Annotated in this window: 12 protein-coding genes; 8 read left to right on the forward strand and 4 right to left on the reverse strand. The window is 36.1% G+C overall.

Going from position 1 to position 16,235, the window contains the following annotated elements:
• The first annotated feature begins 59 nt into the window (after window positions 1–59).
• The 4 genes from FLACOL7796_RS00170 to FLACOL7796_RS00185 all read left to right on the forward strand — a co-directional run bounded on the left by FLACOL7796_RS00170 (window position 60) and on the right by FLACOL7796_RS00185 (window position 7,993).
• Complete coding sequence (locus FLACOL7796_RS00170) at window positions 60–1,571, forward strand: glycoside hydrolase family 5 protein (RefSeq protein ID WP_173968606.1); 1,512 nt, start codon at window positions 60–62, stop codon at window positions 1,569–1,571.
• A 105-nt stretch (window positions 1,572–1,676) separates the two neighbouring features.
• A complete protein-coding gene (locus FLACOL7796_RS00175; protein ID WP_173968608.1) occupies window positions 1,677–3,626 on the forward strand; it encodes a sialate O-acetylesterase in 1,950 nt (649 codons plus the stop codon).
• 8 nt (window positions 3,627–3,634) lie between these two features.
• Window positions 3,635–5,137: a family 43 glycosylhydrolase gene (locus FLACOL7796_RS00180; RefSeq protein ID WP_232067251.1), complete on the forward strand. Its 1,503-nt coding sequence runs from the start codon at window positions 3,635–3,637 to the stop codon at window positions 5,135–5,137.
• Window positions 5,138–5,587: 450 nt separating this feature from the next.
• Window positions 5,588–7,993, forward strand: coding sequence for a glycoside hydrolase family 95 protein (locus FLACOL7796_RS00185; RefSeq protein WP_173968609.1), 2,406 nt, complete (start codon window positions 5,588–5,590; stop codon window positions 7,991–7,993).
• Window positions 7,994–8,357: 364 nt separating this feature from the next.
• On the opposite strand, the gene FLACOL7796_RS00190 is transcribed toward FLACOL7796_RS00185, so the two are convergent.
• Window positions 8,358–8,906, reverse strand: a complete 549-nt coding sequence (locus tag FLACOL7796_RS00190; RefSeq protein WP_173968611.1) for a CvpA family protein — start codon at window positions 8,904–8,906, stop codon at window positions 8,358–8,360.
• A 397-nt stretch (window positions 8,907–9,303) separates the two neighbouring features.
• On the opposite strand from FLACOL7796_RS00190, the gene FLACOL7796_RS00195 reads away from it, so the two are divergent.
• The 4 genes from FLACOL7796_RS00195 (at window position 9,304) to FLACOL7796_RS00210 (ending at window position 11,949) form a co-directional block, all read left to right on the forward strand.
• On the forward strand, window positions 9,304–9,660 hold the full coding sequence (locus tag FLACOL7796_RS00195; protein ID WP_173968613.1) for a hypothetical protein: 357 nt from the start codon (window positions 9,304–9,306) through the stop codon (window positions 9,658–9,660).
• Window positions 9,661–9,822: 162 nt separating this feature from the next.
• Window positions 9,823–10,272: a hypothetical protein gene (locus tag FLACOL7796_RS00200; protein WP_173968614.1), complete on the forward strand. Its 450-nt coding sequence runs from the start codon at window positions 9,823–9,825 to the stop codon at window positions 10,270–10,272.
• 85 nt (window positions 10,273–10,357) lie between these two features.
• The gene (gene pheS, locus FLACOL7796_RS00205) at window positions 10,358–11,377 is read left to right on the forward strand and encodes a phenylalanine--tRNA ligase subunit alpha (RefSeq protein WP_173968616.1); all 1,020 of its coding nucleotides are present in this window, start codon (window positions 10,358–10,360) and stop codon (window positions 11,375–11,377) included.
• A gap of 164 nt (window positions 11,378–11,541) precedes the next feature.
• Complete coding sequence (locus tag FLACOL7796_RS00210) at window positions 11,542–11,949, forward strand: hypothetical protein (protein WP_173968618.1); 408 nt, start codon at window positions 11,542–11,544, stop codon at window positions 11,947–11,949.
• Between the two features lie 211 nt (window positions 11,950–12,160).
• Here FLACOL7796_RS00210 and FLACOL7796_RS00215 read toward each other — a convergent pair whose 3' ends face one another.
• The 3 genes from FLACOL7796_RS00215 to FLACOL7796_RS00225 all read right to left on the reverse strand — a co-directional run.
• Window positions 12,161–13,300, reverse strand: coding sequence for a cytochrome-c peroxidase (locus tag FLACOL7796_RS00215; protein WP_173968620.1), 1,140 nt, complete (start codon window positions 13,298–13,300; stop codon window positions 12,161–12,163).
• Between the two features lie 2 nt (window positions 13,301–13,302).
• Window positions 13,303–14,904, reverse strand: a complete 1,602-nt coding sequence (locus FLACOL7796_RS00220) for a DUF6850 family outer membrane beta-barrel protein (protein ID WP_173968622.1) — start codon at window positions 14,902–14,904, stop codon at window positions 13,303–13,305.
• A gap of 11 nt (window positions 14,905–14,915) precedes the next feature.
• Window positions 14,916–16,235: DUF4876 domain-containing protein (locus tag FLACOL7796_RS00225; RefSeq protein WP_232067252.1), on the reverse strand; the 1,320-nt coding region annotated here is incomplete at its 5' end.

Consider the following 16,235-nt stretch of genomic DNA (forward strand, 5'->3'; position numbering starts at 1 on the left):
AATACATAAAAATGAAATTGCCTGAATAAAACTTAAAACTAACTATTAAACCAAACCAAATGAAAAATTCCATTAAAAGTTACCTGTTTAGTGCCATGTTGTGCTTGTCGGTTTTGACTATCTGGGCCTGCAGTTCAGATAAAGATGCAGCAGATCCAAATGCAACCAATAAAACAATTACGGTTGATACCAATAAAATTGATTTTTTAAATACAGGAAATGCAGTCGACATAAAAATTACAACAGACGTAGCTTCATGGAAAATTTCAGGATCAGATACTAGTTGGATACAATTGAATCAGGTTGGCGGAACCGCCGGAACGATAACCGTAAAAATTACCGCTTTAGCCAATACTACCACAACTGCAAGAACTGCAATTGTTACTATAAGTTCGCTTCAGGCAACATCAGTACAAATTGCCGTTTCGCAGGCAGCAGGAAATATTGTGACAGGTTTATATCCAAGTTACAATACCAATCCAATTGCTGCCGATGCATCAGGAATGGGAAGCACAGCCGTACAACTGGCAGCAAAAATTAAATTAGGATGGAATATTGGTAACACGCTCGAAGCCACTAACGGAGAAACCGCCTGGGGAAATCCAAAAGTAACAAAAGCTTTGATCGATGCTGTAAAAGCCAATGGATTCAATGCCATAAGAATTCCTTGTTCATGGAACCAGTATTTAGAAAATTCGGCTACAGCCAAAATCAAAGCCGAATGGTTAAACCGGGTAAAAGAAGTTGTTCAATATTGTGTAGACAATAATATGTATGTAGTTGTTAATATCCACTGGGACGGCGGCTGGTTAGAAAACAATATTACCGAAGCCAAAAAAGTCGAAAACAACGCCAAACAAAAAGCATTTTGGGAACAAATTGCCACACACTTACGCGGTTTCGACGAGCATTTACTTTTTGCAAGTGCCAATGAACCAGCAGTCGAAGACGCAGCCCAAATGGCAGTGTTAACATCGTATCACCAAACCTTCATTGATGCTGTACGTTCTACCGGAGGTAAAAATGCCTACAGAACATTAGTCGTTCAGGGACCTACAACAGACATTGAAAAAACAAATAAATTAATGACTATATTGCCAACAGATACAGCGACAAGCCGTATGATGGTAGAAGTTCATTATTATTCTCCGTGGAATTTCGCCGGATTAACCAAAGACGAATCCTGGGGTAAAATGTTTTATTATTGGGGAGCAAACTATCATTCTACTACAGAATTGGACCGAAATGCAAGTTATGGAGAAGAAGCAGATTTAGAAAAAACCTTTAAATTAATGAAAACCCAGTTTGTAGACAAAGGAATTCCGGTTTTGTTAGGAGAGTTTGGTGCCATTCGTCGCACAAGTCTAACCGGAGATGCATTAACATTACATCTTAACTCAAGAGTTTATTACTTAAAAACAGTAGTAAAAACAGCAAAAGCAAATGGTTTATTGCCATTTTATTGGGATGAAGGAAGTCTGGGAGACAATGGTTTCGGAATCATGAACCGATCTAATAATACAGTTTTCGACACACAAGCGTTAAATGCATTGATCGAAGGAATGCAATAAATAATAAATTTATCCCTAAGTGATATAAGAAAATGTAAGCACAAGCTACGAGCAAAACTTAAATTATCTTATATCACTTATAGGGTTTAAAAAATAATAAACACAATGAAGAAAAACATCCTCTTGCTTTTTTTACTATTCAGTATAATGGCAAATGCCAATGTCAGAATGCCTTTGTTGTTTTCTGACGGAATGGTTTTGCAGCGCAATAAAGAAATTCCCGTTTGGGGTTGGGCAGAACCAAACGAAAAAGTCGAAGTTCATTTTAACAAACAAACCAAAATCGTTCAGGCCGATAAAAACGGAAAATGGATGGTAAAACTTTCTGCCGAAAAAGCCGGAGGACCTTTTGAGTTATCCATTACAGGAAAAAATAAAATTATCATAAAAGATGTTTTGGTAGGCGAAGTCTGGATTTGCAGCGGACAATCGAATATGGAATTTCAGATGTACAAAACCATGAATGCCGAAAAAGAAATGGCCGATGCTGATTATCCTATGATTCGTCATTTTGGTGTCGCACAAGATCTAAGCGGAACACCAAAAGAAGATCTCAAAGCAGGAAAATGGGCCGTTGCCAACAAAGACAACATTCGTGATTTTACAGCAGCAGGATTCTTTTTCGCTAAAAAATTATACGCCGAATTAAAAATCCCAATCGGAATCATCAATACTTCCTGGGGCGGTACCAATGTAGAAACCTGGACAAGCCGTGAAGCTTTCGAAAAAAGCAATGATTTCAAAGCCATGATTGCCGATGTTCCTCAAGTAGACATGGACGCTGTTTTCGAAGTGTATAAAAAAACACTACTCGATAATGTAAAAAAAGTTCAGGGTTTTGATGTTTCAATGGAAAACGAAAACCAATTCAAAGACTTTAATTTTGATGATAAAAACTGGCCCGAAATAAAAGTTCCTTCCCTTTGGGAAAACCAACAAATAGGCAATATCGATGGCGTAGTCTGGATGCGTAAAACAATTACCTTAACTGCCGATCAAGCCAAAAGCGAAGCCATTTTGCATTTGTCTAAAGTAGACGACGAAGATATCACTTACGTGAATGGCATTCAGGTAGGAACCAACAAAATCTGGGAAACACTACGAGTGTATACAATCCCTGCCGGAACTTTAAAAGAAGGCAAAAACGTAATCGCCGTTCGCATCGCAGATTATTCAGGCGGTGGCGGAATCTACGGCGATCCGACTGATCTTAAAATTCAATTCAAAAACAATAGTGTACCACTCGAAGGACTTTGGAAATTCAATGTCGTTCAGGTAAAAATTGCCGTTTCACCAAACAGTTATCCCTCATTATTATTCAACGCAATGGTTAATCCGTTAATTCCGTATGCGTTTCAGGGCGTTTTATGGTATCAGGGCGAAGCCAATGTCTGGAGAGCAAAACAGTACAAAATAGCATTTCCGTTAATGATTACCGACTGGCGAACAAAATGGAATCAAGGCGATTTCCCTTTTTATTTCGTTCAATTGTCCACTTTTGACGAATTCAAAGGCAATAGCAAAGTCGGAAGCCGTTGGGCAGAACTCCGCGAAGCACAATCAGAAACTTTAAAGCTCAAAAACACCGGAATGGCCGTAACGACCGATATTGGTAATGCAAAAGACATTCACCCAACCAACAAACAAGACGTAGGTTTGCGTTTGGCAGCAATTGCGTTAAACAACGTTTACGGCAAAAAACAAGTTTATAGCGGAACAACTTATAAAGCTCAGGAAATAAAAGGAAACGAAATGATTCTTACTTTCGACAATATTGGAAGCGGCCTGACAGCATCAGACAATTCGCAAAACCTAAAAGGATTCGAAATCGCCGGAGCCGACAAAGTTTTTCATTCCGCGAAAGCGATAATAAAAAATAACAAAGTCATTGTTTCATCCGAAAACGTAAAAAATCCCGTAGCCGTGCATTACGGTTGGGCAGACGACGATACAGAAATCAATCTTTTCAATAAAGAAAAATTTCCGGCATCGCCTTTCAGAACCGATAATTGGGAAATGATTACGGCAAATGAGGTATATAAAGTCAGTAAATAATCTTAATTATGAAAAAGGTAATTTTATTATTTGTAAGTTTCATTTCGCTGGTAATCAATGCACAGCAGCAAAACAGCAAAGTTGGAGCTGATACTTATCAAAATCCAATATTTACAGGAGATTATCCAGATCCGTCCATAATAAGAGATGGCGAAGATTACTACATCGTACATTCTTCATTCAATTATTATCCCGGATTATTAATCTGGACCTCAAAAGATTTAGTCAATTGGAAACCCGTAACACATGCCCTTAAAAAAAGCGTAGGTTCAGTTTGGGCACCAGATTTGGTGAAATATAACAACAAATTTTACATCTATTTCCCTGCAAACGAAACCAATTATGTCGTGTCAGCAGATAATATCAACGGACCCTGGAGTGATCCAATCGATTTAAAAATTGGTAATATCGATCCCGGACATTTTACAGACGAAAAAGGAAATCGCTATTTATATTTTAGCAATGGTGATTATGTGCCATTGTCCAAAGACGGACTTTCGGTTTCCGGAGCAGGAAAACATGTTTACGACGGTTGGAAAATTCCTTCAGAGTGGTCGATAGAATGTTTTTGTATGGAAGGACCAAAAGTGCTAAAACACGGAAATTATTATTACCTAACCGTTGCCGAAGGCGGAACAGCCGGTCCGGCAACGAGTCACATGGTAATATCAGCAAGATCAAAATCACCTTTAGGACCTTGGGAAAACTCGCCATACAATCCAATTCTAAGAACCAACGATAGTTCAGAAAAATGGTGGTCAAAAGGGCACGCCACATTAATCGACGATGTTAGCGGAAAATGGTGGATGGTTCTTCACGGTTACGAAAACGGCTATTATAATATGGGGCGTCAAACGCTCTTACAACCTGTAGAATGGACAAACGATGGCTGGTTCAAAAGTCCGCAAAACATCAAAACCGGAGAACCTATAAAAAAACCGGCAGGAAAAACTGTAAAAAGTAACTTCACGCTTTCAGATACTTTTTCAGGAACTGAACTTCAGCCCCAATGGCAATTTTTCGATCATTATGACGCTGAACGATTTAAACTCACCCAAAACGGAATTCAGATAAAAGCAAAAGGAAAAAGCATTGGCGAGAGTTCTCCGCTTTTATGTACCCCTTCTGATCACTCTTACACCGCACAAGTCGAAGTAGAAATAGAAGGCAACGCCACCCCAGGATTGATTCTGTTTTACGATACTAAATTGTATACAGGAATTGCTTCCGACAAAGAGAATATTTTGGCAATATTGCGATCATGGCAATTTCCAACCCAGAAAGGCATCAATAAAACTCATTTATGGCTTCGTTTAGAAAAGAAAGAACAACTTGTAAATATGTTTTACAGCATCGATGGCAAAACATGGATCAAGATCGAAAACTCGGCAGAAGTAACCTCGTTTAATCACAATGTATTAAGCGGTTTCATGAGTCTTCGTTTAGGGCTTTCAGCAGTTGGCGAAGGTCAGGTTATGTTTAGAAATTTTATTTATAAAGCGACAAATTAAGATCTAAATAATTATATTTAGAATCAAAATAGTAGCGGTGATCATTAGGGCGTGACCGTATTTACAAAAGGCGCTATCTAACAAATCGCTTATGTGCGCCTTTCGCAAATACGGTCGGGCTATCCACGCTACTTCGGTAGCCAGCTCCTATCCCTCACGCGCACAAATTGTGGTTACGTATCCTAATAGGTTCTCCAAAACGGGTTAGGTATATTTGTCAAAGCAATTAAAAAATTAGAAACATAATAGGTTGAAAAACCAGTTAAGATAAAATAAGGTTAAAAATGTTTCATCAGAAACAATTCATCGTAAACGAATATCCCAAAGTTGTTCCATCAGGAACAATTGGTTGGTAGCAACGGATGAAATCCGTTGATGATAAGATAATAAACACCTGTAATAATGTTCCGTAGGAACATTTGAACGGTAACATTAAAACGCATCAAAAAAATGAATTCAAATCTCAAAAACACACTTTTCATTTTACTATTCGCCACTTTCTGCACCAAGATGTCTGCACAATCCAATCATGTTTTATGGTACAATCAACCCGCAGAATTCTTTGAAGAAAGTTTAGTTTTAGGAAACGGAAAACTTGGCGCAACCGTTTTTGGCGGAGCAAATTCAGATAAAATATATTTAAACGACGCCACGCTTTGGTCAGGCGAACCCGTAAACGCCAATATGAGTCCTGATGCTTACAAAAATATTCCTGAAATTCGCGAAGCACTCAAAAACGAAAATTATAAACTAGCCGAAGAACTCAATAAAAAAGTTCAGGGAAAAAACTCCGAATCATTTGCCCCGCTTGGAACATTAGAAATCAATAATTCCGAAAAAGGAAAAGCCGTTAATTACTATCGTGAACTTGATATTTCGAACGCAATATCAAAAGTCAGTTACGAAATGAACGGAATAAAATTTACCCGTGAATATTTTGTTTCAGCTCCAGACCAAATCATGGTAATTAAATTGACAAGCAGTATAAAAGGAGGTTTAAATTTTGACATTAATCTAAAGAGCTTACTAAAATCTAATGTCGAAGTAAGAAACAATATATTGGTAATGACAGGTTCAGCGCCCATTCATGAAAATGCAGGATATACCGTTTTACCAAAATACCTGCAAGTAAAAGAAAGAGGAACGAGATTTACTACTTTAATCCAAATTAAAAAAACCGACGGGAAAATTACAAGTTCCAGAGATGCTTTAAGTTTAAAAGATGCAACCGAAGCTTATGTATATGTATCTGTCGCGACAAGTTTTAACGGTTTCGACAAAAATCCAGCAACAGAAGGTGTAGATGATGTATCGATTGCATTGCAAAACCTGAATAAATCATTTGCAAAATCATTCGATAAACTAAAAGAAGCCCACATTGCCGATTACCAAAAATATTACAGCAGAGTAACATTAGATTTAGGTAAAACAACCGCTCCGGACTTGCCAACAAACGAACGTTTATTGCGCTACGCCGATGGAAAAGAAGATAAAAACTTAGAAATTCTATATTTCAATTACGGGCGTTATTTATTAATAAGCAGTTCCAGAACACCTGGAGTTCCGGCCAACTTACAAGGAATATGGAATCCGCATTTAAACCCGCCATGGAGCAGTAATTATACCATGAACATCAACTTGGAAGAAAATTACTGGCTGGCCGAAAACACCAATTTATCCGAAATGCATTTGCCGCTTTTGAGTTTCATCAAAAATCTTTCGGTAACCGGAAAAGTAACGGCAAAAACTTTTTATGGCGTAAATCAGGGTTGGGCTGCAGCACACAATTCAGATATTTGGGCCATGACCAATCCGGTGGGGCAATTTGGTAAGGAAGATCCAATGTGGGCATGTTGGCCACTTGCCGGTGCCTGGTTAAGTACGCACATTTGGGAACATTATACTTTTACACAAGACAAAGCCTATCTAAAAACAGAAGGATATCCGTTAATGAAAGGCGCAGCCGAATTTCTTTTAGGATGGATGGTCATCGATAAAAACGGAAATCTCATAACATCGCCATCTACTTCGCCAGAAAACCAATATCTAACGCTCGATGGTTTTGTTGGAGCAACAATGTATGGCGGAACGGCAGATTTGGCCATGATTAGAGAATGTTTTGACAAAACGATAAAAGCATCTAAAGTTTTAAATACCGATGTGGCTTTTAGATCAAAATTAGAAAATGCACTTGCAAAATTGCATCCCTATCAAATTGGTAAAAAAGGGAATTTGCAAGAATGGTATTTCGATTGGGAAGATAAAGATCCCAAACACCGTCATCAATCGCAATTGTTCGGACTTTTCCCCGGAGATCATATCACACCCGAAAAAACACCAGATTTGGCCGCAGCATCAAAAAAGACTTTAGAAATAAAAGGAGATGAAACAACAGGTTGGTCAAAAGGCTGGAGAATCAACCTTTGGGCAAGACTTTGGGATGGAAACCGAGCTTATAAAATGTTTCGTGAATTACTAAGATATGTAGATCCGGACGGAAAGAAAACCGATAAACCAAGAAGAGGAGGAGGAACCTATCCGAATTTATTCGATGCGCATCCGCCGTTTCAAATCGACGGAAATTTTGGAGGAGCCGCAGCCGTTGCCGAAATGCTGGTTCAGTCAAACGAAAACGAAATCAGATTACTTCCCGCTTTACCAGACGCTTGGGAAACCGGATCAGTAAAAGGAATCTGCGCCCGTGGCGGATTTGAAATTGAAATGAATTGGGAAAACAAGCTTATAAAGAAATTGATAATTTCTTCTAAAACAGGAGGGAAAACAACCCTAATAAATGGAGATAAAAAGCAAGAAATTGTTTTGAAAAAAGGAGAGAATCTAGAAGTAAAGTTTTAGAATAATTATAAACGCAATCTTCGTCAAACCCGACAGGTTTTTAAAACCTGTCGGGTTTACTATTTACAAATAATTGTTTGATTCTATTTTTAAGAGAAAGCTTCGTAGAAGCGAAATATTTATAGCACCAACATTTACAATATAAAGCTCCAACGGAGCGACATATAAATTCCTCGGAAAACGAAATATTTTACCCCTCTGGCACTTAAATTTCTTTTGAAGTAATAAATAATTGTTTGGTTTGTTTTTAAGGAAAAGCTTCGTAGAAGCGAAATATTTATAGCACCAACATTTACAATATAAAGCTCCAGCGGAGCGATATATAAATTCCTCGCAAAACGAAATATTTTCTCCCCTCTGGGACTTATTCTTCTTTAATGGTTTCCTGTTTTGCTTCAGAATCTTTAGCATGATTATCTTTAAATTCTTCGTACCATTTTTCGATAGAAGGATAAACAAAAGCAGCTACTTTTTTTACAGGATTATAAAAAATAGATTTATCGAGCGTTTCTTTTTTGGCAAACGTTTCATTAAAGTTTATTTTCTCAAAAAGCGCAATAAAAATACTCAGAATCAGGATCGTTTTTAAAACTCTGAAAAAACCTCCGCCCAGTTTGTTGGCCCATCCCAGAAAAGCAAAATCAGCAATTCCCGTCAGGATTTTGGCCAGGAAATAAACACCAATAACCACCAGAATAAAAGTCAGGATAAAAGCCGTAACCTGTATCGTGTTCGGATTCCATGAAACGTGTTTCATGATCAGTTCCTTCATAAACGAAGAGAATTTAATCGCAATATAAATTCCCAACAATAAAGAAATAAAAGAAGCGATCTCTACAAAAAGCCCGTTTTTAATTCCTTTGTATAAACTAAAAGCTAAGAGTGCTCCAAAAAGCATGTCTAAAAAACTCATATTTTCTGTGTTTTATTGAGGCGCAAATATAGGTCTTTTTTTAGGTTCAAAGGTTCAGAGTTGCAAAGGTTCAAAGTTTTTTTAGCCCACGGATTATACGGATTTTAGCAGGTTGACACAAGTAAAATTAGTTGGCAGATTTAGACTAAGGCTTTTAAGTAAAGATCAGGAAGGGTTAACAGTAGAGAAAAAAAATCAGTGATAATCCGTTCAACCCGCTTAATCAATGAGTGATTTATTTAATAATGTATGAGAAATCTTTAATTTTAGGTCTTTGGATTTGAACTTCCTATCTTTGCAATAATAATTTTAGAGCTGTGATAGTAGAAATTAAGTTTAAATAATCTTTAAATCGTTCTTCAATCTGAAATCTAAAATCTAAAATCCACAAATAAAAATGTCCAGAGATACACAACTAAAAGAGCGATGGGAAAAGCTCGTCGATATACTATCTAATCAATTTTCGCAAGGCGAAGACTTAGATTTAGATGCCATAATTTACCTAATTGGAGTTCAGGAACTCGGAAAAGTACACCGCGAATTCAAAAAAGATGAAAAATTAAACCTGATGCACATCGCCATTTGCCGATTATTAGAACCATACGGTTTTTATGAATTCGATTTTTTTGATGCCGAAGGATGGCCACACTACAAAGTAAAAGAAGAATTACCTTCGCTAAAAGCCGGAGAACAATCGGTTTTAATGAAAGAAGCCATTGTAAACTATTTTTTAGAAAGAGAACTTATTGAATAGTTTTTTAGTTTACAGTCACAGTCGCAGTTTTCAGTGCCAAACTGCGACTGTGACTGAAAACTGCGACTTTAAATTAAGAAAAAAATGTGCAGATACGCAATGGTTGCCTACAAACCACATTATGCTTGTTTTAATTGCCGAAAGACATTTAAAAGAAGATTGATGAACGACATACAAAGAGGCGAAAAGTCAGTTCAGGAAGCCAAATGTCCGGAGTGCGGTGAATTGATGGCGAGTATGGGACTTGATTTTGAATCGCCAAAAAAAGACGATCTCAAAAAATGGGAACATATCAAAAGCCTATATTCCGTTGGTATTGCATTTCATTCCTGTGGTTGTAGCGGTCCGGGTTATATTCCTAATTCTAAAGAAAAGCTAATCGAATATTTTGAAGATTTAAAACAAAAATACTTTAAAAATATGGAGTTTTGGCGTTCCAGAACAGAACCAACGAACAATACCGAGCGAGATAAAGAATGGAATAAAAACTGGGCGCAATTGAGTAATATAGCATCAAAACACCGAAAAGAAATTATTACCAACCAGGAAGGAATCAGTTTTTGGCTTGAAAAAGTGAAACAAATAGAACATAAAATTAGTCTCATAAAATAGATTCTCGAATTTGAAAAGGAAACTTTGAATTTTAGACATCTACTTAGAACAAAATCCTTAAATTTGCACCTTCAAAGTAAGATCGATGATAGACAAGATAAAACAACATATAGAGGAAGCGAAAGCCTTTAATGATAAAAATAAAGAATCGTTAGAGCAGTTCCGTATTAAATATTTAGGTAGTAAAGGGTTGTTGAAAGAACTTTTTTCAGAGTTCAAAAATATTCCAAACGATCAGAAAAAAGATTTCGGACAAGTTATCAATACTTTAAAAGCTGTAGCTGAAGAAAAAGTTCGCGTTATTCAGGAAGAATTAGAAAGCAAACAGGAAGTAAAAGGAATGTTTGGCGATTTAACACGTGCTGCAGAACCGGTAATTATTGGTTCTCGTCACCCTATTTCGATCGTTAAAAATCAAATTATAGATATTTTTGCCAACATTGGTTTCAACGTTTCAGAAGGTCCGGAAATCGAAGACGACTGGCATAATTTTACCGCTTTGAACTTGCCAGAATACCATCCGGCTCGTGATATGCAGGATACATTTTTCATTCAGACCAATCCTGATGTGTTGTTGCGTACGCATACATCATCTGTTCAGGTTCGTTATATGGAAAATCACAAACCGCCAATTCGTACTATTTCTCCGGGACGTGTTTTCCGTAACGAAGCGATTTCATCTCGTTCTCACTGTATTTTCCACCAAATTGAAGGATTATACATTGACAAAGACGTTTCTTTTGCCGATTTAAAACAAACTCTGCTTTATTTCACCAAAGAAATGTTCGGAAAATCTAAGATTCGTTTACGTCCATCATACTTTCCATTTACAGAACCAAGTGCCGAAATTGATATCTATTGGGGTTTAAAAACCGAAACTGATTACCGTATCACAAAAGGAACAGGTTGGTTAGAAATTGGAGGTTGCGGAATGGTAGATCCAAACGTTCTTAAAAATTGCGACATCAATCCGGACGAATTCAACGGTTTTGCTTTCGGAATGGGAGTAGAGCGTATTGCAATGCTTTTGTATCAAATTGGCGATATCCGTATGTTTTACGAAAACGACGTTCGTTTCTTAGAGCAATTCAAAGCAAATATTTAGGAGCTATTTCCTGCTGTGCGCTGTATCTTTTGTTTTTTAAAGAAAAAAACAAAAGGATGCCGCTTCCATCAGGGCTAGGGCTTTACGTTATAAATTACCTTTACAATAAACAAACCTTTGTTGAAGCTTCAGGCTTTGATAAAGGTTTTTAAAATTTAATAAAAATGAAAGCAGATATAACAATCCCAGAAGTAGAAAACGTATTCATTGCCGCTGTTCAGGAATGGAGCGACGATTTTATGGAAAAAGTGTGGTACGCTTATCTTGTAAACGACAGCGACTTTGATCTTGACAGCGTTATGGTAGTCTCAAAAGCATTTGGAACTATCGATGGCGAAATGAAAAAAACATCCGTTTTACGCCATGCCTTTGTCGAAGTTCCGGCAGTTTCGGTTGTAAAAATCGAAATGGTCGAAAAAAGTTTACTGGTTTTAAACAACGAATTCATGGTAACTTTCTTCATCGATAATAAATTGTACGACAAGAAATTCACTTTCAAATCAAACCTAATCAACGAAAATGATACCGAAGAAGTGCCTATTTTGTTTGTTGAAGGAGTGATGGTAAAGTAGGCTAGTTTTTAGTCTCAGTCTCAGTCTCAGTCTCAGTCTCAGTCTCAGTCTCAGTCTCAGTCTCAGTCTCAGTCTCAATTTTTATCAAGCTTATAAAGTTAGAATAATTTATAAATAAAAAGAGTCCGGAAAATTATTTTCCGGACTCTTTTTTTATTTTCAAGTACTCACATTAAAACTGAAAACTGTGACTGCGACTGAAAACTAAACACTATTGCGGTAACTCAGGCGGTCTCATTTTATAAGCGCCCGTAGACAAACTGCTAATAAAAGCTTCTAAAGCATCAACCTCTGATTGATTCAGTTTTAGTTTTTGAATCAATCTGGAAGTGGTTGGGAATAATGTGTCGTTTGCTTGACTTTCCTTTCTTTTAGGTTGAGGCATTCCGGCATTGTAAATGTTTAGAACGCCGCGTAAATTAGGGAATAAACCATTGTGCATATAAGGCGCGTTTTGAGCAACTCCTCTTAAAGATTGCGTTTTAAATTCGCCTACATTTTCTTTTTTTCCAGTGACATTATATCTTCCTAAATCCTCATATTCTCTTCCGTAATAGGTTAGACCAATATTATGAAATTTATTATCAGAGAAATTAGCCGTATTATGGCAATTAATGCAACGCGCTTTGGTACGGAATAAGTGCAAACCTTCGACTTCTTTATTGCTCAGTTGAGTTGAATCACCCGCCACAAATTTGTCGAAGCGGCTTTTCGGACTTATTAAAGTTCTTTCGAAAGTGGCAATGGCTTTTAGAATTTCGGTCTGAGTGAGTTTTTCTTTTCCAAAAGCTTTTTGAAAGTGAGTTCTGTAACCTTTTATTTTATTCAGCCTTTTTGTGGCAAGATCAATATGAAAGTTCATTTCTTTAGTATCTTTTATAGGAAAGCTTGCCTGATCTTCGAGCGTCGCCGCTCTTCCGTCCCAGAAGAAAACTTTTGCATAAGCGATATTCATTAAACTAGGAGAATTTCTAATTCCTTGTAATCTTCCTTCTCCGTAAGAAACCCTTCTGGCATCGCCCCAGTTTAATTCCGGATCATGGCAATTGGCACAAGAAATTTGTCCTGATTTTGATAATCTAGGATCAAAAAATAGAATCTTACCCAAAGCTGCTTTCTCTTCGGTGTATTTGTTGTCTTCAGGAAATTCAGGTTGCCCCAGAGTTCCAATATCTTCAAAACCCTGTGCATAAACAAGAGAATCTACCTCTGGTTTTGGCCATTTTTGATAATCTCCGCTGCTGTACAATCTCTTTAATTGAGCGATAGAAAGCGTTGGATTAATTTTAGTATAAGAAACGATAATAAGTGATAGTACCATTACCCCAATGGCAATAAACTTTGTTTTCATTTTTAGTAATTTAATTGTACACCACACTGAATCCAATAAGTAGTATTCGTATTGATAATGGCGTTGTAGTCATTTTGTTTTTTTAGTGCTAGTTTTTCTTTAAAGTTGGTAAAGAAAACTACTGTTTTGTTGTTTTTTACCGGATAACTGTATTCTAATCGTATTGCCGGCGCAAAATAATTAGTTGTACTCACTACATAATCATGAATGATAACGTCGTTGAAAAAAGTGCTATTAGTGCCGCCAGAAGTATCATAATAATCTAGTTTAGATGACGGCAATGGAAAATACATATTAAAGCTTACTGTTGTATTTAGCTTGCTTTTATCAAATGAAAAATCACGACTTGCGAATATGCCTGTATTTAGCGAGTTGATTTCGAGATCAGTGGTTGCCATGACATCATGATATTCGTTTTGTTGGTAAAGCATATCAAATCCAAGTAAATAATCTATATGTGAACCTGTTTTTTTTGATAGTGAAGTTAACCAGCTAATTGCATTTAATTTGTTCTTGTAGTTATAGCCATTATTTTTTACATCAAAATTTTTACCATCGCTCATGTCGTATTTAAAAGTTGATTTTAACTCTTTTTTACCCCATTGGTGCAATGCAAATAATTCGGCGTGATTAGTTGTAGTTTCAATTTTTAGTCTTAGATTATCTTCATTGTCAAAAACATCGGAATAAAAATTATTATTTGCTTTTTGGTTATAATATAAAGCCGTGAAACGAGTATTGTTATTGCTAAAGTTATAACCGAAACCAATTTTGTTTTGATTCTCCTTGTAAAGAAATCGTGTACTATTGTAATAATTAGATTTGAAATAATTGATAATTCTGCCATAACCTGTATTGAATCGTAGATAAGTTTCAGGTTTTACTTCAACATTAGAATGATCATCTTTATATCGATATGAAAAATCTTTGTCTGAGCGTGTATAATTGGCAAAAGCAAAAATTTTATGATTTTCTTTTAGGTCGTATCCCAGTTGTATTTCACCACCAATTTTTCTCGAAATAATTTGCGGTCTCGGATCTAAATTTCGACTGTATTTTGCTACTTCATAACCTAACTTTGAGGCAAAAGATATTTTACGCGTGAGCTGTTTAGAAAGACCTCCGTTGACTACATATTGCTGGTTGGTCCAGTTTGCTTTTCTCGGAACAAAAAAATAATGAGGCATAATAACTTCCTGTTCTTCTGAACGATCATCAGAAAGTACCCATCCTAAATCCTTTTCATCTATTTTTTTTAGAGATAAATTCCCAAATAATTTCCATTTCGAAGTTGTTGTATAATAACCTTGAGCTAAAAACTGATAGGTGTTTATTTCATTTGCAATTTGTTTTCGGGCAAATTCATTTTTTTGATATTCGTATGAGACTTCAGTAAACGTAAAATCTTTAATATACTGTTTGGTGTAATTAACAGGATATTTAAAAATTTGATTTTTAATCTGCGAATCAATAATATGATTGGTTACAATGATACTGTCTTGTGCTTGTAAAGAAGAGATAGGAAAAATAGAAAAAAGAAGTAACGCCCAGTATTTCCGGGCATTACTCATAGTATTGTAAATTTTGATATTTTCGATTTTCATTAATGAAAATTTTAGTTGAATCCTCTAGGGTTTGCGGTTATTTCAACAAAGTCATTAGTTGAATTATTAGTATCCTGTAATATGATTCTTCCTGCAATCGTAGTTTTTGTCCTTCTTATTACTGATTTTGAAGAATAGTTTCCAGAAGGCAAATAAGTATTTCCTCCATCAATTTGTGCTTGTAACTTTTTAGGAATTAATCCTGATCCTAAATCCTTTGTAGTATCAACACCATCGATAAGAACCGAGTTAGGAATTTGAAGAAATAAATTTTTGTCTCCTTTAGGATTTTTATATTTTTTCAGCGCTGCAAATTCTGCATCGGTCATTTTAAAAATAGCATAAGCCTGTCTTCCATTAGCATCTAATATCATATCATTATTACTGTTTCCCCAGTAGGCAATCTCTACATCCGGAACAGCTGGATTTTGAATGTCATATTGATATAAATCACCTGAAAAAGTACCTAAGAATGATTCAAAATCTGCGTTGCTTAAATCTACAGTCAATTCAGGATTTAAAATACTTACGGCTTTTCCGTTATTGTCAATGTAGTTAGATTTATGGTTAATTGCATTTTGAGCAATAACAATACTTTTACCCGGTTGTACAGGATATTGAGTGCCATTTCCTGGGATTTTTATAATATTAATTCCGTAAACATAATTAGTATTTGCACTATTACCTTCCGTCATTCCTTCTGCTTTGCTCCAGTCAAACTGCCCATTAGCCAAAGAATAAGCTGCTACTGTTGTTGTTGTAGATCCTGTAAGTTGAGCCATGTACAAACCATCTGCATATTGAACGGTATTAGAGTTATTATAAATTTCTATAAATTGATCTCTAAAAGTAGCTCCCTTTTTTGTGTCAGATCCACCGTAGTAAATTTGTTTAAGCACAAAGTCACCTACTTTTGAGGTTTTCATTATTAAAGTTACAGGAGTAGTTTCTGTGTTTACTGTTATATTACTTTGAGAAGCATTAAAGTTAATTTCAGTCTCCGATGGCGTATAACCAAAGGTTTCTGTGAATTCTGCCGACTGCATTACTTTTGTCGCTGAAACAGAATAGTTACCTGGTAAAATTTGGTTGAATTGTGCCGTTCCGTTGTCGTCTGATTGAACAGTATATTTGTTTCCTGTTTCGCTATTTACAATAGTTACATCAGATTTTTTTGTTATAATGTTATTGAATGTTTCATCGTATTTAATAGAAACACTAAAGTTTACTGGTTTTAAGGCTTCATTTTCATCGTTATTGCTGCAGGATTGTATTAGTAATCCTAAAAGAAATGTTATAGTAATAAGAAGAGTTTTTTTCATGGTATATAT

Origin of the sequence: Flavobacterium bizetiae, from assembly GCF_902804475.1 — a bacterium.
Classification (GTDB): domain Bacteria; phylum Bacteroidota; class Bacteroidia; order Flavobacteriales; family Flavobacteriaceae; genus Flavobacterium; species Flavobacterium bizetiae.